Origin of the sequence: Vibrio kagoshimensis (genome assembly GCF_050337535.1) — a bacterium.
In the GTDB taxonomy this organism is placed as follows: Bacteria; Pseudomonadota; Gammaproteobacteria; order Enterobacterales; family Vibrionaceae; genus Vibrio; species Vibrio gallaecicus.
Genome location: NZ_JAKJSZ010000003.1, coordinates 51351 through 76074 on the forward strand (window position 1 = coordinate 51351; position 24724 = coordinate 76074).

Genomic DNA, 24724 nt, shown 5'->3' on the forward strand with positions numbered 1-24724 from the left:
TCTCAGAACTTTGACTTGAAGGTCCCTATGAACCCTTACACACTTTATCTGGTTACTGATGACCAACAAGATCTCGATACCTTAAGGTTTGTTATTGAACAAGCAGTGCAAGGCGGTGTCACTATGGTACAAATTCGTGAAAAGCATGGCGATGTGCGCGCCTTTATTGAACGAGCTCAAGCGGTTAAAGCAATTTTAGCGAACACTGATGTACCGTTAATCATTAATGATCGCGTTGATGTAGCACTCGCCGTTGATGCCGATGGTGTTCATTTAGGGCAATCGGATATGCCCGCCACTGTCGCTCGACAATTAATAGGACCAAATAAGATACTTGGGCTGTCTATTGAAAATGAGCAGCAGTTAGAAGAGTCCAATTCTTTGCCAATCGACTACATTGGGTTAAGTGCGATTTTCTCTACACCGACCAAGACCAACACCAAGAAACACTGGGGGATTGAAGGGTTAGAAATGGCGCTAAAAGCGACGCAATTACCGATTGTCGGTATTGGGGGGATTAATGAATCCAACATCCCACAACTCTCACAAACAGGCGTCCATGGTTTGGCATTGGTTTCAGCCATCTGCCACGCAGAAGATCCGAAATCTGCTTCTGAACATTTACTGTCTTTGATAGAAAAATCGAAATAAGTAGGAAGTGAAAAACATAAAATAAAAAAAGAGAGTAAGGAACACTCTCTAAATCACAAAGTGAGAGCCTAGCTAAGGGGAAACTAAGCTCTCATAAGCGTTCTGGCTATAATTCAGTGCTCAGTGCTAGGATTCAGCGGTGAACAGCTCACCAGCGCCTTGTGCAGAACGTTGGCTCGACTCCACTAAGATAGCCGTTGCGGTTTCTTTCAATGTACTCCATTGAGAGTCATCAATATAAATCCCTTCATTCCACGCTTTTTTCTGTTTTTCAGCCAGCTTATGAGACTCTATATGAGTCGTATAGCCTTTTGATAAATGCACCACATCAAAATCATGGACCGATAATTCAATCGTCATATTATGTAGGCTCTCTTCTGATTCCATAACCAAATCAGATAGAAACAGTTCAGGTGCAACACAACCACGGTTCAAAACATACAAAGTGCGTTTTGGGCTTGTCCCGTTATCCCACTTCGCTGTGCATGCGATCCCTTTTGCTGCTAACTTCACTAGTTCACTGTAAGCCAACCAACGGTTGTGACAGTTATTTAGTTCAATCTTTAATGCTTTAACACCAATCATTTTTTCGATGGCATAGTCCATTATTACAGGCAAATGGCACGCTAAGCTGCATTTGTGTAGATCGACTTCAATCGCATTGTCAGAAGTGACAGAAATATCGACAGGGCAATCATCTTCCAACCCCATAAAGTCACTCGCATTATTAAAATGGCGAACACCGTCTAACCCTACCATTTGTAGATCAGCCACCATACCGGCGATAACATCGGCTTCACCGCATGAGCGACGCATACCTAAAAAGGCTTTGTTTACCGCAGCCACCAATTCATTGTGAGAAACAATCATAACTCTGCCCCCGGTACGATACCTTGGTATTGTTGATGCTGTTGTTGACCTAATTCCAACTTGCTCGGAAGCAATGGGAATAACCACTCACCTTCGCTGATTTCATCCAGTAATGGTGCCCCTTGGAAGAAGGTCACGCGAACCCAGCGGTCCGATCTTGGATCAAACTTCGTGGCTCCAAATACCGCTAATTTGCAACGTAGCAAATGCATAGGTAGAGATGACTGATGCAACACATTCATCTGAATATCACCCATCGCTTTATGGCCCAATGTCCAAACTCGGCGAGCAATCGCACGATATTTAGGTCTCTGTATTAGAAACTCGGCAAGTGATAGTTCAGGCGCATGTTCCTGTAAAGCATGGTACAAACGATAAGCTTGGCGACCAATATCTAATGGTAGCTCGCGCTCTTCACCTGGCTCTTCGCCGCGTACTCCTAACCTTGGTTCTTCTTTATCTTGTGAGCGATACCAAAACCAGTAGTTATTATCAGGCTTAGTGAAATCAGTATTGATTGCCCAACCGTAATTATCTTCTAAGGTCACAAGTAGATCTTGGATTTTCTTGCCGCTTGGTAGAAACAAGGTTTCATCACAGTTCATATTATCTTGATGGGCGTCCACTAATTCTGGGTACAATTCCATCAAGCACGAGAGCAAGATTTCTTGGGCTTCCAAACTCATATGCTGTGTTTTATTAACAAGATCATTCCAAGTTGAACTTTGGCTTTGGTTCGGATTAGAACTAAGGCTAGATTCAATATTTGTAGACATGAAAGAATCAAATTTGCTATTCAACTGTTTTAAATCGTGCACCGCTATCGCGTTCAGCTCTTTTTGGTGTTCATTGATAGTGATGACTTGCTCTAAATGGCTGATACCTTTTTGAATCAATGACAGCAAGGAATCATACAGTGCAGGTTCGCTTTCACAGGCAAGCACAGCAGCTAAAGCGGTTTCACGGGTCGTCATCCATTGGTCAACAACACTTGGGTGATTAATCAGATAAGGCGCCATACCAAGACCAGTCGCATTACCAACACCAAGGTATCGCTGTAAGCCTCGGTGAAGTGGAATGGCAGCCTCACCACCTTGTTGCTCAGCCAAGTAGTGAACCCAGTCTAAACTGAATTCACGAAGCATATACACCGCGCACATTTGAGCACTAAATGACTGATTGAAATCTGGGTTATTTTCTAAAATCTTAAAGTCAGCAATACCGAATTTGCCATTACCATATACAGCGGTTGTGCGGAGAATATACCCAACTTCAGCAAGTTCATTAGTAGTGGGTTGAACACCTTTCGCTAAATGGCTAACAATATGCTCAAACACACGAACACTCTTGTTTGCACGCGCTAGCACCAAAACATTGTTTGGATTACGCCCCGCTTCTTGAAGCGGTACATTCGCTCGCAGTTGTTCCAGCAAGCTCACATCAACATCACCATAGACTAAGGCAAAAGTTACGTCCCACTTTTCAGCAATTACACGATCATTGCGTTCATCGTCGGCAATCTCATCACAAAATACGACTAAATGATAAACATGGTTAGGGGTCGCTAATTTGTAGATAACGTGGCCAAAACCGCGTGGGCATAGCTGCCATTCATGCTTTGTGACTTTCCATTGCTGTTGCGCCATTTTTCGAATCAGAGTTCTCACGAAACTGATTCGGTTTTGGTGCATTGCACCGAGCCTTTCAGGTGCCATGACGATGTCTGCATTGCGCAGTTGTGCTTCAGTGTAAGTAGAACGATGTGCATCCATTTTGCTCACCACCTTTATAGTTATAGAGTATTGCTCGTTATTGGATTTCATTGGAGGCGGACGATCCCGCCTCCTGCATTGGCTGCTTATTTGCAGCTCTGATCTATCGGCTTATAGCGAATTTTTATACAGCTTTTCGTTTATAGCCCTTGCTCTTTTGCCATCTTCATTGCTATTTGTGGTGCATTCCAAAGAGAAGGGAGCAAGATTAATGAAACTGGTACTGCGGTTATCACAATGAATGATTGCAGGGCAGAAATACCGCCAGATCCAAGGGAAATAAGGATTAATGCCGTTACCCCCATCATCACACCCCAGAACACTCGAATAACAGCATTTGGCTCAGTTTCACCACTAATTACTACACTGATGGTGTAGGTCATCGAGTCACCGGTTGTCACAATGAAGATTGTGGTCAAAATCAAGAACAAGATTGAAATCAGCATCGGCATAGGTAGTTGCTGTGTCACTGCCAGTAATGCTCCAGGTAAGTTAAACCCTTCGAATGCTTTACTTACTGTGCCTGGTTCTGCAATTTCAAACGCAAGACCCGTACCGCCAACAATCGTGAACCAAAAACAGGTAACTAATGGTGCAATAATGCTGATGGTGCTGACCAATTGGCGAATGCTACGCCCACGAGAAATACGAGCGATAAAGATAGCCATCATCGGACCGTAACCTAGGAACCAGCCCCAGAAGAACACCGTCCACCAGCTTAACCAGCCTTCATCACCACGGTAAGTTGCCATTGGAATGAAGTTATCAATCATGCTGCCTACACCTTGAATGTAACCATTGAAGATGAAGTTAGTTGGACCAAAAATCAGGATGTAAATCATCAATGCCATTGCAAGGATAACGTTATAACGACTCAACATTTGCATGCCGCGATTCAAACCACTCAAAGCTGACAACGTATAAAGTGCAATCGCAAACAGAATGATGATGAGCTGAGTTGTGAAGCCGTCTGGAATATCAAACAAAGCGTTCAACGCATAGCTGACTTGTAAGCCAAGAAACCCAATAGGACCAATCGTGCCGGCCGCTACCGCGACAATACAACATGCATCAATTAAAGCGCCGGTATGACCTTTCAATGCTCGCTCGCCAAGTACTGGGTAAAGCAAGATTCGAGGTTTAAGAGGTAAACCTTTATCGTAATGTAAATGCATGACCACAATAGACGTTAAGCTGCCTACAATTGCCCACGCTAAAAAGCCCCAGTGCATAAAAGATTGAGATAAAGCGTTAACTGCACCTTGCTGGGTATTTTCTTGCGCGCCATACAATGGAGGAGGACTAACATAATGCGCGATAGGCTCAGCCGCCGCCCAGAACACACCGCCACCGGCTAGAAGCGTACAGAAGATAATCGCCATCCAACGGAACCCATCCATTTCAGGCTTTGCGATTCCCCCTAGAATAACCTTACCGGTTCGCCCTGCTGCCAAGCCAATACCAATCAGAAATGTCAACAGAAGAAGTATTTGCCAATAAGGGCCAAACACTTTGACTGACCATCCAAACCCCGAGTTCACTAGGCTTGATAACAGCTCCCCATCAAATAAAGCGAGGGCAACAAACAGAGCGATGAATCCGCCGCTGTACCATAAGGCAGGGTTACTTAACCCCAGTTTATCGGATGTTGATTCAGGCTGGCTCGCCTTATCTGAGGCAGAACGGTTTGCCGCAGATAGATTTGCATTTGCTACATTTGAAGCTTTCACGCTATTGGTTAAATCAGACATACTCTGACTCCAGAGGTTTCTTTGCAGCGCCATTAACAATGGCTACAAAAGGTTGTGTTTAACACCTGCCCTATTATTTTTTTGTTGAGCAGGAGGTCCATGTTCGGGTGACTTTTTAAACAAGCATTCGCCTTAATTTCACTAAAGGCCCGCCATTTCACTAGAGGTCTATGACACAAAAACGGCTTGTTAAATCGTTTTTGCATTTAGTTAAACTAACTTGAGCCTTTGGTTAAAGAGGTTTGAGCCCTTGTTTAAGAAAGTTAAACCAGTTTTCACCCAGTACTTGTCCCGCCTCAGATTCACTGAATCCGTGACGTATTAATCCGTTGTAAATATTCTCCATACCCGCACTTCCACAAAACCAAGGTAAAGCATCAGGCCAACCAGAGTTATTTGCCGATCCTTCACCGTAGTCCATCGCTTTTGACCAGCGACCATTACGCATCCACTCAAGTACGGCTTGAGGTTGGTTTAGGCATAAATCACTACCAATCCCTAAATGTTCAACACCGACAAGGTCTGCGGTAGTCGCCACCATTTGGCAAAAATCTTCAAGGGTACATTGGCTACCATTAGGTAAATGGAATGGGTATAAGCTGAAACCGATTAAGCCATCACGAGCCGTTAAGGCTTTGATCACATCATTCGATTTATTACGAAGAGCATCATGAGCAAAAGTGGGATTGGCGTGGCTAATGCAAATTGGGCGAGAAGACATATCAATGGCTTCTAGAGTTGAACGCTCAGCACTATGAGACATATCGATGATCATGCCTACACGGTTCATCTCTTCGATGGCTTGCTTACCAAAGCGCGTAATACCCGTATCATTTTGCTCATAACAGCCAGTCGCTAATAAGCTTTGGTTGTTATAAGTCAATTGCATGATCAACAGCCCTTGCTTACGCATCACTTCGATCAAACCAATTTCATCATCAATCGGTGAACAGTTTTGCGCGCCAAGGAAGATCCCTACTTTACCCGTCGCTTTGGCTATTTCGACATCAGCCATAGAGTGGATCGGCATAATCAGGTCAGCATTTTGCTCAAACCTTAGGTTCCATTCAGCAAAGCGAGTCAGCGTTTCACGAGCCGTTTCGTGATACACCATAGTGGCATGTACCGCAGTAATCCCACTGGCTTTTAGAGTTTGAAAATATTCTCTATCCCAATTGCAATACTGCAATCCATCTATAACAATCCGTTGCTGGTACATAACCACTCCTTAATAAACCGTCTTAATATGTTGTGGGGGTAGTGCGTATTAATGACGCACCACCGACCTCAATTAGTACGGACGTTGATAAGCGGTTTTAACCACTGTGTAGAACTCTTTCGCATACTGACCTTGCTCACGAGGACCAAAGCTAGACTCTTTTCTTCCACCAAATGGAACGTGATAATCAGTACCCGCGGTAGGTAAGTTGACCATGACACAACCCGTTTGAGCCTGTTGTTTAAACATGGCACTAGTGCGCAAGCTTTGAGTGATGATGCCGCCAGTAAGGCCAAAGCGAGTATCGTTTGTTGTTGCAATAGCTTCTTCCAAATCAGCAACACGAATCACGCTTGCCATTGGTGCAAAGACTTCTTCTTGGTTTACTTCCCAGCTGTTTTGGGTATTTAAAAATAGGGTTGGAGACATATAGAAGCCTTCATGCTCTAGGCTTAAACGTTCACCACCGAATGCTAATTCGCCTCCGCTTTGACGTGCTTTTTCTATCCAATTGAAGTTCGACTCCAACTGCTTACCGTCAACCACTGGACCCATGAATACGCCGTCTTGTAGAGCGTGGCCCACTTTTAGCTCACTCATGCGTTTAATCAGCGCATCGACATATTGATCATGAATACCATCCATCACCACTAAACGAGAAGACGCTGTACATTTTTGACCCGCACCAGAGAATGAACCCGCAATAGTCGCTTCAACGGCAGTTTGAATATCGGCATCATCGGCAATAACCAACGCGTTTTTGCTGCCCATTTCCAATTGGCAACGTACAAAATTAGGCGCCGTCGCCGCTGCAACTTTACGACCAGTATCAACAGAACCAGTAAAGCTGACGCCATTAATATCTTTAGAATGGATAAGCGCATCACCGACCTGAGACCCGCTACCTAGCACTAGGTTAAATGTGCCAGCAGGGATGCCTTGTCGGTGGATGATTTCAGTCAGCGCAACGGCACTCGCCGGTGTTAAGTTCGCAGGTTTCCAGATAACGCTGTTACCAAACGCTAATGCTGGTGCAATTTTCCAAGCCGCCGTAGCCGTTGGGAAATTCCAAGGAGAGATAATGGCGATAACGCCCACAGCTTCACGAGTCACTTCAACGGAGACCCCTGGACGGACGGAAGCAGCGTTATCACCAATTTGACGAAGTACTTCAGCAGCAAAATATTGGAAGAATTGACCCGCGCGATAAATTTCACCACGACCTTCAGCAAAAGGTTTGCCTTCTTCACGAGAAAGTAACGTACCTAGTTCATCACAACGAGCAATCAGTTCATCACCAATTGCTTGAAGCACAGCTTGCTTACGTTCGATCGGTGTTTTTTCCCACTCAGGTTGAGCATGTTTTGCCGCTGAAATCGCTTGTTGAACCTGCTCTTCACTTGCTTGAGCAAATTGACCAAGGTTTTCAGAGATATCTGAAGGGTTGATATTTGCAACGGTACTAATACCAGATTGCCATTCACCTGCAATGTACAACGCATTTTCTGCTTGAGCGCTTTCTGTCTGATTCGTATGTACTTGAGTCATCATTCTTTCCTTGTGACATTTAGGCTGTATTTGAGTCTGGCAACCTAGTGTTTATGTATGGGAGATTTTTGAGCTTTATATCAATTTGATATTTATTTCAGTAATTGAGCTTTATTGCAGTTACTAAGCTTTATACAATTTTAGTCGCTTATTCTTCTGGTTGAGAGGCTGAGGCGTAAACCACAAACTCCACCAACATTTCTTCGCGAGCTAATCCAGCCACCACAATGGCAGCTCGGTTCGGGTATGGGGCATTGAAATATTCAGCGTAAATACTGTTTACTGTTTTTAAGTACTCACGGTCAGTCACGTAGATAAGCACTTGTAAAACGGAATCCATCGATTCGCCAGCACACTCTAAAGTATGAACAAGGTTGCTAAAGGTTTGGCGTGTTTGAGCTTCAATTCCACCTTCAACTACCGCTCCAGTGTCATCAATTGGGATCTGAGCGGTATAAAGCGTACCGTTGTTAACAATCGCCCATTCAAGAGGCGCTTTAGATGCAAAAAGAGAGGTCTTTACTGGGTGTTTTTTAGTTTGTGCATTCACGGCTTTATCCAACTTTGTAACTAAAATGTTTCAAGATGGTTAAATACTGCACGTTGACACCTGATAAATCTAACGGTAAATTTTGTGCATTTGATAAATAAAACTTATCATCATGAGAAAAGTACGGAAAATAAAGGGATGAGAAGGATGTTAGCCAATGAGTATTAAGCTCCAACAATTAAAACATTTTGTTTTAGTCGTCGAAGAAGGTGGATTTAGAGCCGCATCTCACCGTGCAAACCGATCACAAGCCGCCCTTTCAACATCAATTAAAGAGCTTGAAAAAATTCTAGGGCAACCCCTTTTTGAGACTGGAAACAAGTCAACCCTAACCCCATTTGGTGAAATATGTTTACCGAAAATCATTCAATTCCTGAATGTTTACAATGCGTTAAACAACGATCTCCGAGCTGCTGCTGCGGGACAACAAGGCCGAGTTCGAATTGCTAGCGTTCCCTCTGTTGCTGCAAAGTTGATCCCTAGCGTACTCGGGGCTTTTTGTGAACAGTACCCAAGCGTTGAAGTGAGCTTAATTGATGATAATGCGGCGGGGGTTGAAGCGCGGTTACTCTCAGGGGAAGTGGACTTGGCGCTGGGAAATAGCTCTCATCTTGAAGAAGATTCCATTGAGTTTACCCCTCTTATCTCAGATCCCATCGGAGTCGTTTGCTTAAAAGACAACCCAATAGCACAACAACCTGAAGGGATTGAGTGGCAAACTTTGTTAAAACAACCTTTCATTCGAAACGGAACTTGCACCTTGCTTGATCCAACTCCTGCTCGAACATTAAGTGAGCAAGCTCTGTACTCGGTTGAGAACATCACTTCACTGTTTTCCGTGCTCGAATTAGGGATTGGAGTCACCACTTTACCCAAACTAGCCTTCCCAACGAATGAAACTCGGTTAGTTTGGGTGCCACTTATCGATCCACCACTAAAACGACAAATTGGCATCTTCCGTTTAACCGATAGAACTATCTCCCCACAGGCTCAAGCCTTCCATGACTTGTGTATTCAATATTTGAACTACAGTGACGAATAAAATGGCTTTAGTCACTCTCACTCGATTCTTTTAGCCATTAGTCGATACCAATGAAGGGGCTCTCAGTACCCTTCAATTTTACCTCACCGACTCCGCTATCAGATTTGTGAGCCCCCTTATTTTCTATCGCTCCAACTTATTCTTAAAAAATACTCTTTTTAAATGAACCCTTTTGCTAATCATCCCGTATACAACAATGAAACAGAGCATCACTCACTCATTTTACTCGCGGCTACCTCTTAATACGGAATTAAGGTTAAGCAGAAATCGGTTCAAGTGAGAGGGACATCGCTAAGCAGTTAAAAATAAATGAAAAAATCCAGTACACGTCATCAGACATTCGTTTATTTGTACTAGGATTTAAGATCAAGAAAACACGGCATTCTAATTAGACACGAGACCCGAGAGAGGTTTACATGGAACAGCTAGCAAAACAAAATCAAAATTCAGCACTAGCCCAAACGGACAAAGCGACCCACTCGAGTAAATACCGAACTCTCATATTTCGAGTATTGGATGAACTTAAAGACGCGTGCATTGAAATCATCGAAGGAGACAACCACTCGATCTTCGGTGAACGTTCAGCCTCATTACTCGGTCAAATCGTAGTGCACGATTCAACCTTTTATAAAGACGTAGTGATGGGAGGCAGTATCGGAGCATCTGAAGCCTATATTGACGGTAAATGGACCAGCCCGAACTTAACCCGCGTCATTCAAATCATGGCAAAAAACCAGTCTCAGTTGGATGAATTAGACAGCAAAACCCAATGGCTGACCCAATTCAAAAACTTATTACTTAGACGTAAAAATGCCAATACCGAGCAAGGTTCAAAGCGAAATATCCTAGCTCACTACGACATTGGTAATGAACTGTATGAGCGTTTTCTTGACCCATCGATGCAGTACTCATCGGCTATTTACAGCTCTGGTGCTCTGACATTAGATGAAGCCCAGCAAAATAAAATGCGCACTATCTGCGAGCGGTTAGAGCTTTCAGAAGCCGATCACGTGGTAGAAATTGGCACTGGCTGGGGCGGTCTGGCTATTTACATGGCTCAGCATTACGGCTGCAAAGTCACCACTACAACTATTTCTGATGCTCAGCATAACCTTGCTGAACAGCGTATTAAGCACCTTGGGCTAACTAATAAGATCACTCTGCTGAAGCAAGATTATCGTAACCTTACAGGTCAATACGACAAACTGGTTTCAATAGAAATGATTGAAGCCGTTGGCCACGAATACATGCAAACCTTCTTTGAAACCTGTTCGAATTTGCTAAAGCCGACAGGGAAAATGTTGGTTCAAGCCATCACTATTGCCGACGGGCGTTACGAGAAATACCGCAAAGACGTCGATTTCATTCAAAAATATATCTTCCCTGGCGGTTGCCTACCTTCTGTCTCTGTCATGAGCCATCACCTTGCCTCTCATACTGACATGGTGATTCACGAGGTGGATGACATTGGTTTGCACTACGCTCGCACATTAAATGATTGGAAAACCGCCTTTGATAAAAGTTGGGATGAACTGCAGACACTCGGTTACTCAGAAGAGTTCAAACGTCTCTGGACTTTCTATTTCTGTTATTGCGAAGGTGCTTTTTTAGAGCGAGTGATCAGTACCCACCACATTGTGGCGAGAAAACCTCGCTACTTGGGAGACAAAGATGAAACGATTTTGGATTATTAACCTCGTTTTATTTCAAGCGGCTTGGCTCTGTTCGGCTTTTTATACAGAGCAAGCTTGGTGGGTAGTCAGCGTGATAATCGCATTACACTTTGCTTTGTCTCCCACCAAACAAGAAGACTTAAAACTGCTACTGCTGCTGCCTGTAGGAATAGCAATGGATAGCTTACAACTGAGTATTGGCGGTCTGAGTGCTTTGCCACTTGAAACATCTTCACTCACAACTACTTCTTCATTATTAGTGGGTGAAGAAGTGGCCAATTTAGGGTTTCACTTCCCAGCTTGGCTTGTGATGATTTGGGTTTTATTTTTGATAAGCCTGAACCACAGTTTGCACTGGTTGGTGAATCGCTCAACCGTAACTCTTATCGTCATTGGAGCCATAGGCGGAACCAGTAGTTACTGGGGCGGCATTCAAGCTGGAGCATTACAAACTAATTGGCAAACCGAATGGATGCTCGCGTCGCTAATGATTGGCTGGGGAGCATTACTGCCTATCTTAGTTTCTGGTTATAACTACCTCCAAAAACCTATGACTTTTCAACCTCTGAGGTGATGCATGCGACAGCTACTAACCACTCGAACCCATATATCAAGACGCATAACCCTTGCTGCTATTTTGCTAGCGCTTTCAGGGGTCGCTTCTTCAATTAGTGCCTCTCCAACTAGTGATTTTCAAAAACTGGGTGAAGGGGAAATGAACTATATGTTTTGGACGATCTACTCAGCGGAGCTCTTTTCTTCGGTATCCACTGGAGAACAAGCGCTGAAGATCGAATATCAAAAATCGATTGATAGCCAAGCTTTGATTGATGCAACGGAAGACCAATGGAATCAATTGGGTTACACCCAGAAGAACATTAATGCTTGGCTTGAACCTCTCAATGCATTGTGGCCAAACGTCAAACCAGGTAACACGCTGACCATTATTGTTGCAGAAGATCAAACTAGCCGTTTTTACTTTGACGACCAGCCTATAGGAGTGGTCAGTGATAAGGGATTTGGACAGGCATTTCTTTCTATCTGGCTATCTGAAAAGACCTCTGAGCCAAAGCTTAGAAAGCAGTTACTTGGGCTCGTTAAATAAAAAACGATTCAAATACACTCAAGAATGAAGCTAACCATCTATCAACAGTTAGCACTCAGTGATTACAGATTAGCACTACATAATCAATACTTAAGGGATTAGTCATGAAACAACTCATTGGTATATTCTGCGCGTTGTTCCTATTTGGCTGTGGCTCTGCAAGCCTTGAAAAGCACGCTCAGACCACTCCAGAATTAAAGCTAGAGCAATTCTTTGATGGGGAACTCAAAGCCTATGGGATGGTACTGGATCGTTCTGGCAATTTACTGCGACGTTTTGAGGTGAAGTTGCTAGCGACATGGGAAGGCGATAATGGTGAAATCAAAGAGTGGTTTACCTTTGATGATGGTGAGCGTTCAATAAGAAATTGGAATTTGACCCGAACCGGAGACARCACCTACACAGGCACGGCTGGGGATGTCGTTGGGGTGGCAAAAGGTACGACCGAAGGTTCAGCACTTTATTGGCAATATAGCCTTGAGATCGAAGTAGATGGCAGCCAATACGAAGTCACACTTGATGATTGGATGTTTTTAATCGATGAAAAACGCCTATTTAACAAAACAGACATGTCTAAATTTGGCTTCAAAGTCGGCGAAATCATCCTGTATATCGAAAAGATATAATTCCAACAGCTGATTAATCAAGGCTCTCAGCCAGATAGGATAGCAAATTGCTCTGGCTATTATGCTAAAATGGTTTTATCAGCTATATGAATGTACATCTCATTTGTTTACCTGAGGGTAGTGACCAAACCTACCGTGATTAACTAATGAGGCAAATAAAAATGAGCAAATTAAGTGCTGCAGAGCGTAAAGAACGCGACAACGAGCGTTTTTCACAGCGTGTCAACGAACGCAGAGAAAAGGGCGAAGATGTTGTAGCGTATGCGCTTACTAACAAAAAAGCGGTTAAGTTTCTGACCAAATCAGAAAAAAGAGCGCTGAATGAAAGAAAGGCTGAACGCCAAGAAGAAATTAAGCAAAAAGAGCAAGAAGAACTGAACCGAATTGAAGATTCGTTTGCCGTTAAGCAATACGAAGATTAAATCTTAGCCCTGTCTTCGATTAGGCAGGGTAAAGCCCAAACCCCAAGCGCATATCTATACCTTTCACTTTCACTTTCACTTTCACTTTCACTTTCAAGTACAGTATCAAAATCAACTCTAGGTCTCAGCAATACCCAAACCTCAACCGTAAGATAACGGCTTAATCCAAATAGTACGAAATCTTATGATCTTAATTACCGGTGCAAGCAGTGGACTTGGTGCAGCTCTCGCAAAGTTATATTCAATTGATAAACATCCATTAGCCATAACAGGGCGCAACGAGCGACGTTTAAGCCAAATATCGACGAGCCTTTCACACCCCGCAACCGTGTTGCCTTGCGATTTATGTGATCCTCAATCAGTATCTAACCTACTTGATGACCTCGAAACGCCGCCTAGCCTCGTCATTCATAGTGCTGGTAGTGGCTATTTTGGAAAGATTGAAGACCAAGATCCAAGCAGCATTACTGACATGCTAAACAACAACATTCACTCCACCATATTTTTGCTCCGAGAACTGGTGCAACGCTACCGCGACCAAGCGGTGACGGTTGCGGTTGTGATGTCGACTGCCGCACAAAGTGCAAAAGCAGAAGAATCCACTTATTGTGCGGCAAAATGGGCGATAAAAGGATTCATTGAGTCTATTCGATTAGAGCTGAAAGGTAGTCCAATGAAAATTGTTGCCGTGTACCCAGGCGGCATGGCAACCGAATTTTGGGCATCCAGTGGTAAGCAACTCGATACCTCTAGCTTTATGACCGCAAATGAAGCAGCAATCATGCTTAAGCAAGCATTAGTCAGTACCGAGCATGGTTTTGTCTCTGACATCACGATCAATCGCCAATAAAGATCATGTGAGGAATGCACGAAAGTGTGAGACAATGCACAACGTAAATTCATATAGAAATGGTTCATCATGAAACTTTTAGTTCGCAACCTATCGCGCGCAACAACAGAACAAGAACTTCGCGTTTTGTTTTCAGAGCATGGCTCTGTAACAGAATGTACAGTTGTACTAGACCAAGAAACTGGCTACTCGAAAGGCTTTGCTTTTGTTGAGTTACCAGAGCAAGAAGAAGCTCAAGCAGCCCTTAAAGCGCTGAACATGACTAGCTTCAACAAGAGTACAATTCGAGTTAAAATCGCTAACTCGTAAGTCGCGATCCGTTATTCTGGATAACCGCGTAAAACATGAAAGCCCACTCAATTAATACTTCTATTAAGTCATAATTGAGTGGGCTTTTTAGTTTATCTATTTTCTAGAATACTCAGAGACGAACCATACTTCCAACGTTACCTTTCCACATTTAACTCAACCCTTCAAATTCATCCATTGCTAAGCGAGCTTCTGCCATCGAACAGCCAGAAAGACTCACTAGCTGTTTAAGCGTTAAATTGGGTGTATCAACTAGCAAACCCTCCAAACACACAATCGGAGTCGGCAAAGATTTATCTATCGCATCTTTGATCCATAAATCATGCTCATCACTTAGCGTACTTTGCAGTTTTCTGAGCTGCTCTTCTGAGCCCGTTAGCAGCCAATGTCGTGAACGACGAACCCTCTTAAGAGAGCATGATTCACGAGAAACGTAATCGAGAACCTGTGCTTTATCATGCACTCGGTGGACAAAGCTGTTAAGTGGGACGCTGAACATAACCGGTGAAGCCTTCAATCAAAATTCACGAAAATACAGTATATTTGCGCACTCATTACATAATAATCTCGGTGGTAATTACCGTTTTTACTGAGTTAGCAATAAAGCAGTGTTGATGGGATAAATGATGCAACTTTTCAAGCTGTTGATAGGTCGGCTGTTTATCTCCTGAGAACACAATCTTGGGTCTTAGTGTCACTCTTGTCACCGATGTTACGCCTTCAGTATCTTCATCTAAGACTCCAACTGCGTCATCCACATATTCTTCAATCACATAATTACGTTTGGCAGCAATAGAGAGAAAAACCAGCATATGACAACTTGATAGAGCAGCAATAAAGGCTTCTTCAGGGTCGACATTCTCTTCAACAGAATAAGGCAAAGGAACGACATGAGGAGAAGAGGAAGCTGGTACTTTGACTCCACCATCAAATTCCCACATATGCCCTCGGCTATATTGATTGTCGCTAAAAGTTTCATCTTTTCCACGATTCCAGCGAATAACCGCTCCATATTCAGACATAACCATTCCTTTGTTCGTTCATTTGCATGTTTGTGCGCTCTACTTTAAATGAAGATGCCTTGAAGAACAAAAGGAGTATTAGGAATAAAGAGAAGCAATGAATTAAACCAATCAGAGATACCATTCGCATATAGAACGACATTCCGATAATATAATAAAAAGGTACGGATTCTGCACAGTTTGGAGAAATAATGACATTCTTAGAAAAAATACAAGCCGCCCAAAAACCGGCTTTTATCCTTATTGATACTGACTTTGCGCAGCACCAAGGTGATAAATATGTTCATGATAAAGCGATTTATTACTACACTCCGGAAAAAGGCAGAGGTCGTGTGCATTTTGAAAAAATAACCAAGGACCAAAAATGCGTTAGCCTACGTAAGAATACCGATGACACCATTACAGCTATCACCTTCACTTATATTGGTTCAACATTTGCTGGGCACTACATCAAAGACGACACACAATTTAGTACAGTTGAAGTGTTAGGTAACATGCTCTCTAGCGAACACTATGAGACTCGAGCAGCAGCAAAAGCAGCGTACCCTGAAGCGTTCGAATCGGTTAAAGATAAATTTAAGACTGGCGTATGCATATTACCTCTTTAATAATCTGCCCCACTCTCGCTCAACCGATCTCTGTGGCTCAAGGTGACCTATGCCCACACTGCGGGCTAATCCTCATGTTACCGCCGGATATACAGCCAACGTGCTTAGGGTGTGGTAAATCGCTGACCTAACCTAACCTGACCTGACCTGACCTGACCTGACCTGGTTAATTGTCACGATTTACGAGACACAGTTAATCAATTCCTGTGCTATATAAAAAACTAATATGTGACATAGTTCTCGCCTACTAATTGTAAGCAGGCATCAACAGTGAACAAGTTTTATACCGCGCTAGGGTTAGGATTCATTTCTTTTCAATCCTATGCACACCAACTTGAAGTGTCAGTCGAAGCATTAGATGGAACTTATGTCGGAGAGTCTACGTATTATTACGATACAGAATACAGTGACTTACCGGGCTTCTACCATGAAAAGAATAGTTTAGAACATGGAATCCACGTTAAATACATTCATGAGTTAGAAGACTGGGATATTTTTGCGAAGTATGGTCTCGGAACCTCAGAGCTTAGAAATTCCCGAATCAGTGAAGCCGGGGCGCGGTATCGCCTTGATGAGAAACACTGGTTTTCAGCAAGAATAAAAGGTCAATACGCCAAAGAAGAATACGAGATTGATGACAAAGTGATTGACCCTGAGCACCAAAATACCATCACGAATGGTGAGTGGGCTGAATGGGTTATTCTTAGTTACCGATACAATATGTCCGATATACTCTCCTTCCCTATGTATATTGAAGCTGAAGGGATAGTCGCCGATAATGACCCAGAGCTTATGCAAGATAAGTTTTCGATTGCAGTCGGTTTCTCTCATGGAAAGTATTTTGGGGAACTCAAAGCAGGTGAAGATTTGATTGGGCTGTCTATTGGAATGCAGTTTGACCTATCTGACTAAAACAAACACTGAGCCTTAAATCTCAAGACTATTTATTAAAGCCCGTTACTTATGTGACGGGCTTTTTAGCTTAGCAAGACAAGGATTTAACTTGCCAATACCCTTCACCTTTTGTAGCCAATTCACAGTGTAAATATTCCAGTACTTCAGCTACTACAGCAGCCATACCGGCTGGAGGATTAAACAACAATAAGCCACTGCCAATTAAGCGATCATCATCTTTGGGATCTCTTAACCTTAGCTCTGCTTGTATAGGAACAGGGAGCTGTTGATCTTTTGAAGCTAATAAACTTCTTTGTAAAATCAATGTACTTTTATCTTCTGTATAAAGTGGGTACCAAATCAATGCCGTCACTTTTTCATTTTGTTTATACGCTTCACATAATGCATCTATCACCGCGGTATATTCTTCATCTTGTTCATAAGGCGGATCAATCACAATAAGGTGATGAGAGTGATCCGTACCAACCGATAATGGCAGAGCTTTTAAACCATCTTCAGCGAGGATCGATAAAGTGCTAGATATATGAAGATCAGACCGAATTTGCTCTATATTCGTTTGAAGCAATGCGGCTTCATCTGGCTGAATATCTGAAAAATGAAACGCATCCTGAGGTCTACCTTGCTGGAAACCTAGAGCGGCAGAACCAGGGTACAGTGTCAGTTGTTCGCCTGGATTAAAGGCGGAGAGAGTACGAAGAAATGCGTGAAACGGTCTAGGTAAGTGACCTTTATTTTGCCAAAGGTAGCCAACACCTTCTTTAAACTCAGCAGCATGATTATCTGGTGCGCTCGTTAAGTCATAACAGCCTGTTCCAGCGTGTGTATCGATAATATTTAAACTGGCATGCTGCGCAGCAAGTGATTGAATTAAAGCTGCAAGCACTGGGTGTTTAAGTGCATCGCCATGATCGCCAACGTGGCATTGATGTCTGTACTCCATGACTTACTCTCCATTTATTAAGCCTCAGATAAACATAATGCATAGAAATTAAAATGCCCTAGAATTGAGATAATTTTATGTGTTAATACACATTTATTCACATCATAAGACCACCTCAGAGCTTAATGAATCATCCATAAAAAGAAAAAGGCTAGCGGTGATTAAAACTCATCGGCTAGCCTTATTATTTCTGTTTATCTGTTTATCTGTTTATCTGTTTAGGACAGGCAATCACGAATACCCTTCTTCGGTCTCTTCGATTGGCTTCACTTGATAGTGGCAAGGTTTAAGACCAAGTAATTTCGGTAAGGTAATCCCAACTGAAACTGATGACCAAGTACCACTCACGATCCCTACACATAATGCGATAGCAAACCCTTGCAGAGCTGCGCCACCTAGCAGCCATAATGCAGAGACTGTCATTAATGTGGTGCCTGACGTTACCATAGTGCGTGAGAAGGTTGCCTGAATCGAACGGTTGATCAAATTATCTGTTTCACCATTCGGGTTACCACGCAATACTTCACGAACTCTATCGGCAATGATGATCGAGTCATTAAGTGAGTAACCCAGAATCGCCAAGATTGCAGCCAGTACAGTCAGGTTAAATTCAAGTTGAGTGAGTGCAAACAACCCCAGAATCAAAGTCACGTCATACACTAATGCCGCCAAAGCACCCAATGCTAAACGCCACTCAAAACGTACACTCAAGTACAGCATGATAAGTACGAAACACACCAACAAGGCTAGACCACCTTGCTCCACCATGTCTTGGCCAACTTGCGGACCAACTACACTGCTATTGAGCACTTGAACTTGGTCACTAATCTGGTTCAACACTTCGACTAAGTTAGGTTGAACTGCAGTATTTGATGGTTCCCCTTGTGCGACTTGGCTATAACGAATCGTCCAACGATCTTGCTCGCCCATGCCAATTACTTGCACGTCTTGGCTTAAAGCTTGATCAAGTGTGAGCTTCAATTCATCTTTGGATATATGCTCAGAAAGCTGAACTTCCGCAACCACACCTCCGGTGAAATCAAGCCCCCAATTGAAGCCCTTCACCGTCACTAACATCACTGAAGCAAAAAATAGCACTAGTGATAACCCGCACATCGCCAGACGTGATTTTGTCATTATTTTATCGGTAATTTTCATGCTTAAATCCTTACGTCGTGGCGTTGATCACGCCCCCAAACCAAATTGATGATGGCGCGTGATGCGAAAATGCCAGTAAACATACTGGTAAGAAGACCTAAGCCAAGTGTTAATGCAAAGCCTTGAATTGGACCATTACCAATTGCGTACAAAGCAATAGCAACAATCATGGTGGTGAAGTTCGCATCGAAGATAGACGAAAAAGCACTGCTAAATCCGCAATCAATCGCGCTAGCAAAGCTTCGCCCCTCTTTCATCTTGTCGCGGATACGTTCAAATATCAGAACATTGGTATCCACTGCCATCCCCACCGTAAGCACTAAACCAGCAATACCAGGCAATGTGAGAACTGCGCCAGGTAACATGGCAATTAAACCAAATAATGTGGTCATATTGATGATAAGAGCAAAGTTAGCTACCCAGCCTAAGCGTCTGTACCACAAGGCAATGAAAGTCAGAGTCAACCCAAGCCCAAGAGCGAGAGCAGCAAAACCATTAGTGACATTCTCAGCCCCTAATGATGGACCAATAGTACGCTCTTCAATAATGGTCACAGGCGCTGTAAGCGACCCTGCACGCAGCAGTAACGCGAGCTCATGCGCCTCATCCATGCTGCCAGCACCGGTAATACGGAAACGACTGCCTAGTTGAGACTGAATATTAGCCACACTAATTACTTCACTAGTTTGCTCACTGTTCCCTGCGCGGTCACGGCTGTATTCGCTATAGACGGTCGCCATTGGCTCACCAATATTGCGACGAGAGAAGTCCGACATCTTTCGACCACCAGCGGAATCCAAAGTGATATTCACTTCAGCGCTACCCATCTCCCCAATGCCACTTCTCGCATCAATAATATGCTCGCCACTCAGGACTGCTTTACGAGCAACAATGACTGAGTTGCCTTCTTTATCTTTAAGAGTCTGCGAGCCTCTTATCGGCGTTTCATAAACGGAATAGAACGCCAAAGAAGCGGTTGCTCCAATCACATCTTTCGCCGCTGCTGGATCTTGAACTCCTGGTAATTCAATTCGAATTCGGCTTTCACCTTGGCGCTGAATTGACGCTTCCGTTACCCCCAACTCTTCAATACGGCTACGCATAATTTGGAGGTTTTGCTGAACGGTTAAGTTACGCAATGTGCGCTGCTCATCTTCTGTTTGAGTAAGAGTTAAACGTTTATCAGAAGCATGCACTTGCCACTGCGGAAAACGTTCCTTAATCAATGCTTGAGCTTGATGGTAATCCGCTTCAGTCCTGAAAGTCAGCTCAGCGGCATCACCTGCAATACGGCCTCGTGCATAGCGCACTTCGCTGGTCACTTCATCAATCACAGACTGAACTTGAGCTTGGTACACAGGTGCCATGTCCACTTCTAATAAGAACTGCACACCACCACGTAAATCCAAGCCTAATTGGATTGGCGAAAACCCCATATCCGTCAACCAAGCAGGAGCCGCCGGTTCCATGGCTAACGCAACCGTTGCATTACTGCCTAAGCTTTCGGTTAATACTTGCTTCGCTTTAGCTTGCTGCTCAGCATCCTCTAAGATCACGACCAGTCGCTTATCTTTCTGATGAGCAGATTGAGCCTGAATACCTTGGCTTGCTAGTGTTTGCATGACTTTTGTCGCATCTAATACATCGCTTCCTTGCATGCTATTTAACGATCCACTCTGAGAAGTCGAGCTTGAACGCTGGCTAACCTGGATAGCTGCATTTTCGCCATACCATGACGGTAAAGCACTAAAAATCATAATGATGATGGTGGCGATGAGCACCACGTATTTCCACTTTGAATAGCGGTTAATGGGTTGTCTTCTGTTGTGTTTTTTCACAAGCAAGATCTCTTATTTTATTTACTAATACTGAACCCACACGTAAAACCGCCCGATCAAATTTGGCTGTAGTTACGGTGAGTTTTACTTCATTGCAAGTTAATTTGTATTAGGCGATCGACTGGCAAGCTGAATTGTTGTATTTCAGTGCGGCAGACTTACCTAAATAAGGAAGTAATTAGTAAATAGAGTCTCGGAAATGCGAGTATTGAATATTGCCTTCTTTCCAGCCTGATAGCCGTGATGGAGGCGATTGAATAAGACTGGTCCAATGCAGCTTAGAATCAAGCAGCGGTACGGCTGCTAATACTAAAGCTAGCAATGATGGAGGAAAAAAGTCGATAAGCAGATGATAGACAGGCTCTAGATCAGATGAGGCATCTTGATCATTACTGAGTATCCGCCTGAATGTGTTCCACTGAACGCTCATTTCAGTGTCATGATAATGGGTACTGTCGTGAGAAGGTCCAGCTATTTGATTAGCACAGTCTGAAGCCGTACTTACATCATTGTTGAACCCCTTACCTACGAGTGAGACCGCACTATCGCTTGCCACAGACTGAGCTTGCACATCACAGACTTGCTTAGCTGTAGTGTATTGCACCGATTGGATGGAATTAAACGTATGCCCATGCAAATTCACTAAGCCAAGGCTCAGTAACAGCAAAAGTAACACAAGTCGAAAACCCAGTTTCAGCAAATCAATTAACACTCAAAAGGTATAAGTGGCGACAATATAGAACATCCGTGAGAGTGACAATTGATTTAAAAGCAAACTCATTCATATTTGACATAACGCTGACAATGATAGCTCACCACTTCGATGGCAACCTATTGTGCTTTACCCTTAAACTCTTAGCCCTCTTCTATTTTCATACTCTACAAAAAAAGCCAAGCAACAAGTGCTTGGCTTTGAAATACAGAGTAACTTGTTCACCCTAACTTAAACGTAACAAATAGACGTTTGTCTTAATTAGTTCGAATGCAAAGCACTTAAGTTTAGCTTTTAGGACGTAAGATACTCTTGACCTGTCGGCTATTCTCACCAAAAATTCGTTCTGCAAGCTCATTCATTTCTTGGCTAGAAATTGAATTCACCATCTTATTAACATCAAACAAAGCTTCGACTCCGTAACCATGTATAAGGTAACGAGACACAACCCATGCTTGATCAACCGGGCTTATTTCTAACGGGGTGAAGTCGTTCTCCAATTGTTTACCCGCCGATCTAATTTCATCGTCAGAGATGCCCTTCAGCAGATCAGTAATCACTTTATCAATGGCAACTTCTATTTTATCCGCATTTTCAGGTGCGATTAGTGCTCCCACAAACCAGTCATAACTTGGCTCACCGTCTTGTGATATTGAATAAGCATAAGGCGAGTAGTCTAAACTCAACTCTTCACGAATATATCCATCTAAACGAATAGTCAGAATACGCTGCAGAAGATCTTCCATGAAGACTTCTTTCGCTGATTGTTTTTCTGTATGCCCTGAACTCGGCAATTCAGTTTCAGACACCGCTTCTGATGACTTCTCAGAAATCACTCTCAATATGTACTCAGTGCTATCTTCATTGTTAATCGCCATATCAATGCGCTCTTTGAGCTTAGTATTGTAAGCGACTTTAAAATCAGGCACTGCGGCCTTTTCCAATGGAATAGAAGCGGCATATTGACGCACAAGAGGCATCAACTCACTTGGGTCAATATTCCCGACAACTACGAGTTTATTATTGCGAAATTGACCAAACAGTTGCTGATGAACACTAAACACATCATCAGCCGAAACAGACTCAACACTTTTTCCGTCTAATAAAAAGTGACGGCTACTCGGCGCAAAACTGTTCTGGTTCATAGCTTGATCAAATTGACCAACAGGGCTTTCCAAGAAAGATTCTCGAGCTTCCATAAATTCTTGTTTGACTGCTTCCAGTTGGTCTGGTGATACATTGGGAGATGTCACAATAGCGTTTAAAGCGGCAAACGTTTCTGCTAACCCATCTTTATTCAGCTTAAACTCAATGCCATGACGAGTAGAATCAATAAATGGATACACCTGAATGCTTTCACGATCCATATGAGCTTCAAGTTCAGAACCCGTGAAGCTGCCAACACCACTTCTTGCAATGGCAGGGAGCGCCACTTCAACCGCAGGGTATAAGCTAGGGTCTAACGCCTCTTTACCACCTAAGCTAATGTAATACAGCCCAACTTGCTCACCAGCAAGAGAGTCACGCAGATACCACATTTCAATACCATTACTTAGCATCCACTTCTGGATATGCGGGTCTGTATACATTTGCTCTTTAGTAACAATGTCCCCTTGAGCGCTAGGAATCGCAAAGGCACTGCTGGTCATGGCAAATAATGGTTGAATTCCAGATTTGCTGTATTCAGCTTTCAAGCTATCGATGCTGCTTATGATTTCTGCTCGGTCTTCACTCTTATCCACCCCTACAACCAAGAAATAATCACTAGATAGTAACGCCTCAATATTGTCATTAATCACATCGAGATCTAAATTCTCAAGGAATGCTCCAAGGCTAGCTTGGTAGTCACGTTGTGACTGTACTTTTTGCTCAACCTCTAAAGCTGTGGTTTTATAATCAGCGTGAATCACACTGTCCATTTGATCCCAATCTTTCTCAACATTATAAAGCAAGCCTTTGTAAACCTGGACTTCACTCACAATCTCGTTTTCCGACACTCCATAATCGCGCAGTGACGCTAAAGTCGACAATAGCTTTTGCTGTGTCACTTCTCGCTCACCTGCAGGGAATGCCACACTGGTTAACGAATAACGCTGATATTCCATCAAGTAATTTTGCGATATCACCCATTGAGTAGGCAGTGCTGCGTCATTAAATGCTTTGTTTAGCCGCTGTTGAATCATTTGCTGAGAAAACTCATCAAGCCACAACTGATGCTGTTGGGCATGATTTTCAATCACACTAGGTGCACGTTTCGTCATCAAAGAGATGCTCGGGGGCTCACTACTACCCACATATTCAATAAAGTCACCTTCATTAAACGTCGTGATTTTTTGTTTTGCAGGCTTAGGTGTTTGACCACGTTCCCAATCTGAAAACTGTTTTTCAATGAGTGGTACCACATCATTAATGTTGATATCACCTGACACTATCACCTCAACTAATTGAGGCTGATACCAAGTTTGGTAAAAGCTTTTTAACCCTTGAGAATTCGCTTGAGTCACCGACTCTTTCGTACCCAGAGCATCTTTAAATTCATATGGGCCACCTTCAATGAAGTGATCATAGAATTTATCTGCAACTTGTTTGTCTTCTAAACGTGAATAACGGAATTCACCTAAAATGACGCCTTTTTCTTTTTCCACTTCGCGACTTGCGATTTCAAGACCATCACCAATATCTCTCAACCAAGTTAAAGCAGGCTTCAACTGAGTGTTATCAGGTAAATCTAATTGATACACCGTTTGTTGATAAGAAGTGTACGCATTCAGATCCGCACCAAAGCTGGCACCTGCATGCTCGAATAAACTAATAACATCATTTTGAGAGAAGTTCTTGCTGCCATTGAAAGCCATATGCTCAACAAAATGGGCATAGCCTTTTTGCTGATCATTTTCTTGGAATGAACCGGCATGAACCAATAATCGAACAGAAACAGATGCTTCATGATCTGGATAAACATGATACGTAAGACCATTGTCTAGCTGACCAGAAGTCCAAGCAGGATCAGGTTGGAGTTGGGTATTTTGGGGAGTTGAGCTACAGCCAATCAAAGTTACGCAAAGCGCTGTCGCTAAATAATAATTTTTCATAACAACCTCTTAATGTCATTCAGTGACAATATACAGGCTGAGCTAATGATT

24 protein-coding genes are annotated in these 24724 nt (G+C 43.2%); 11 read left to right on the plus strand and 13 right to left on the minus strand.

From position 1 onward, the window contains the following. Nucleotides 1-27 precede the first annotated feature (27 nt). Complete coding sequence (gene thiE, locus L4C37_RS02300; protein WP_429767759.1) at nt 28-651, plus strand: thiamine phosphate synthase; 624 nt, start codon at nt 28-30, stop codon at nt 649-651. Between the two features lie 126 nt (nt 652-777). On the opposite strand, the gene L4C37_RS02305 is transcribed toward thiE, so the two are convergent. The 6 genes from L4C37_RS02305 to L4C37_RS02330 all read right to left on the minus strand — a co-directional run bounded on the left by L4C37_RS02305 (nt 778) and on the right by L4C37_RS02330 (nt 8361). After that, a complete protein-coding gene (locus L4C37_RS02305; RefSeq protein ID WP_429767760.1) occupies nt 778-1521 on the minus strand; it encodes a DUF3726 domain-containing protein in 744 nt (247 codons plus the stop codon). Then, nucleotides 1518-3344: a hypothetical protein gene (locus tag L4C37_RS02310; RefSeq protein WP_429767761.1), complete on the minus strand. Its 1827-nt coding sequence runs from the start codon at nt 3342-3344 to the stop codon at nt 1518-1520. The genes L4C37_RS02305 and L4C37_RS02310 overlap by 4 nt, the downstream gene beginning before the upstream one ends. 89 nt (nt 3345-3433) lie before the next feature. After that, entirely contained in the window at nt 3434-5044 is a 1611-nt protein-coding gene (locus tag L4C37_RS02315) for a BCCT family transporter (protein ID WP_137371763.1), read from the minus strand. Between the two features lie 232 nt (nt 5045-5276). Then, nucleotides 5277-6263: a membrane dipeptidase gene (locus tag L4C37_RS02320; protein WP_273293528.1), complete on the minus strand. Its 987-nt coding sequence runs from the start codon at nt 6261-6263 to the stop codon at nt 5277-5279. A 72-nt stretch (nt 6264-6335) separates the two neighbouring features. After that, nucleotides 6336-7811: an aldehyde dehydrogenase family protein gene (locus tag L4C37_RS02325; RefSeq protein WP_137372250.1), complete on the minus strand. Its 1476-nt coding sequence runs from the start codon at nt 7809-7811 to the stop codon at nt 6336-6338. Between the two features lie 148 nt (nt 7812-7959). Next, nucleotides 7960-8361 carry a RidA family protein gene (locus L4C37_RS02330; RefSeq protein ID WP_137371765.1) on the minus strand — a complete coding sequence of 134 codons (402 nt, stop codon included), beginning with the start codon at nt 8359-8361 and terminating at the stop codon, nt 7960-7962. A gap of 157 nt (nt 8362-8518) precedes the next feature. Between L4C37_RS02330 and L4C37_RS02335 the strand changes: the two genes are divergently transcribed. The 8 genes from L4C37_RS02335 to L4C37_RS02370 all read left to right on the plus strand — a co-directional run bounded on the left by L4C37_RS02335 (nt 8519) and on the right by L4C37_RS02370 (nt 14388). Further along, on the plus strand, nt 8519-9403 hold the full coding sequence (locus L4C37_RS02335; RefSeq protein ID WP_273293526.1) for a LysR family transcriptional regulator: 885 nt from the start codon (nt 8519-8521) through the stop codon (nt 9401-9403). A 416-nt stretch (nt 9404-9819) separates the two neighbouring features. Continuing rightward, nucleotides 9820-11097: a class I SAM-dependent methyltransferase gene (locus tag L4C37_RS02340; protein WP_429767762.1), complete on the plus strand. Its 1278-nt coding sequence runs from the start codon at nt 9820-9822 to the stop codon at nt 11095-11097. After that, entirely contained in the window at nt 11075-11650 is a 576-nt protein-coding gene (locus tag L4C37_RS02345) for a DUF2878 domain-containing protein (protein ID WP_273293524.1), read from the plus strand. Before L4C37_RS02340 ends, L4C37_RS02345 begins: the two co-directional genes overlap by 23 nt. A gap of 3 nt (nt 11651-11653) precedes the next feature. Next, entirely contained in the window at nt 11654-12181 is a 528-nt protein-coding gene (locus L4C37_RS02350) for a chalcone isomerase family protein (protein ID WP_429767763.1), read from the plus strand. A gap of 104 nt (nt 12182-12285) precedes the next feature. Further along, a complete protein-coding gene (locus L4C37_RS02355) occupies nt 12286-12807 on the plus strand; it encodes a DUF3833 domain-containing protein (RefSeq protein WP_429767764.1) in 522 nt (173 codons plus the stop codon). Between the two features lie 161 nt (nt 12808-12968). Beyond that, entirely contained in the window at nt 12969-13229 is a 261-nt protein-coding gene (locus L4C37_RS02360; RefSeq protein ID WP_137371771.1) for a DNA polymerase III subunit epsilon, read from the plus strand. Between the two features lie 184 nt (nt 13230-13413). Continuing rightward, nucleotides 13414-14079, plus strand: a complete 666-nt coding sequence (locus L4C37_RS02365; protein WP_429767765.1) for an SDR family NAD(P)-dependent oxidoreductase — start codon at nt 13414-13416, stop codon at nt 14077-14079. Between the two features lie 69 nt (nt 14080-14148). After that, on the plus strand, nt 14149-14388 hold the full coding sequence (locus tag L4C37_RS02370; protein WP_137371774.1) for an RNA recognition motif domain-containing protein: 240 nt from the start codon (nt 14149-14151) through the stop codon (nt 14386-14388). A 151-nt stretch (nt 14389-14539) separates the two neighbouring features. Here L4C37_RS02370 and L4C37_RS02375 read toward each other — a convergent pair whose 3' ends face one another. Both L4C37_RS02375 and L4C37_RS02380 read right to left on the minus strand, forming a co-directional pair. After that, entirely contained in the window at nt 14540-14887 is a 348-nt protein-coding gene (locus tag L4C37_RS02375) for a ribosome recycling factor family protein (protein ID WP_429767766.1), read from the minus strand. 55 nt (nt 14888-14942) lie between these two features. Further along, nucleotides 14943-15410, minus strand: a complete 468-nt coding sequence (locus L4C37_RS02380) for an OsmC family protein (RefSeq protein WP_429767767.1) — start codon at nt 15408-15410, stop codon at nt 14943-14945. Nucleotides 15411-15601: 191 nt separating this feature from the next. Between L4C37_RS02380 and L4C37_RS02385 the strand changes: the two genes are divergently transcribed. Together L4C37_RS02385 and L4C37_RS02390 are read left to right on the plus strand one after the other, a co-directional pair. Next, nucleotides 15602-16018: a hypothetical protein gene (locus L4C37_RS02385; protein ID WP_429767768.1), complete on the plus strand. Its 417-nt coding sequence runs from the start codon at nt 15602-15604 to the stop codon at nt 16016-16018. Between the two features lie 270 nt (nt 16019-16288). After that, nucleotides 16289-16930 carry a hypothetical protein gene (locus L4C37_RS02390; RefSeq protein ID WP_429767769.1) on the plus strand — a complete coding sequence of 214 codons (642 nt, stop codon included), beginning with the start codon at nt 16289-16291 and terminating at the stop codon, nt 16928-16930. A 70-nt stretch (nt 16931-17000) separates the two neighbouring features. Here the strand turns inward: L4C37_RS02390 and rlmJ are convergent, their stop codons facing one another. The 5 genes from rlmJ to L4C37_RS02415 all read right to left on the minus strand — a co-directional run bounded on the left by rlmJ (nt 17001) and on the right by L4C37_RS02415 (nt 24673). Next, the gene (rlmJ, locus tag L4C37_RS02395; protein ID WP_273293776.1) at nt 17001-17873 is read right to left on the minus strand and encodes a 23S rRNA (adenine(2030)-N(6))-methyltransferase RlmJ; all 873 of its coding nucleotides are present in this window, start codon (nt 17871-17873) and stop codon (nt 17001-17003) included. A gap of 231 nt (nt 17874-18104) precedes the next feature. Further along, nucleotides 18105-19031, minus strand: a complete 927-nt coding sequence (gene secF / locus L4C37_RS02400; RefSeq protein WP_429767770.1) for a protein translocase subunit SecF — start codon at nt 19029-19031, stop codon at nt 18105-18107. A 2-nt stretch (nt 19032-19033) separates the two neighbouring features. Further along, the gene (gene secD / locus L4C37_RS02405; protein WP_429767771.1) at nt 19034-20875 is read right to left on the minus strand and encodes a protein translocase subunit SecD; all 1842 of its coding nucleotides are present in this window, start codon (nt 20873-20875) and stop codon (nt 19034-19036) included. A 172-nt stretch (nt 20876-21047) separates the two neighbouring features. Further along, nucleotides 21048-21581 carry a hypothetical protein gene (locus L4C37_RS02410; RefSeq protein ID WP_429767772.1) on the minus strand — a complete coding sequence of 178 codons (534 nt, stop codon included), beginning with the start codon at nt 21579-21581 and terminating at the stop codon, nt 21048-21050. A 287-nt stretch (nt 21582-21868) separates the two neighbouring features. After that, nucleotides 21869-24673, minus strand: a complete 2805-nt coding sequence (locus tag L4C37_RS02415) for a M16 family metallopeptidase (protein ID WP_429767773.1) — start codon at nt 24671-24673, stop codon at nt 21869-21871. Between the last annotated feature and the right edge of the window lie 51 nt (nt 24674-24724).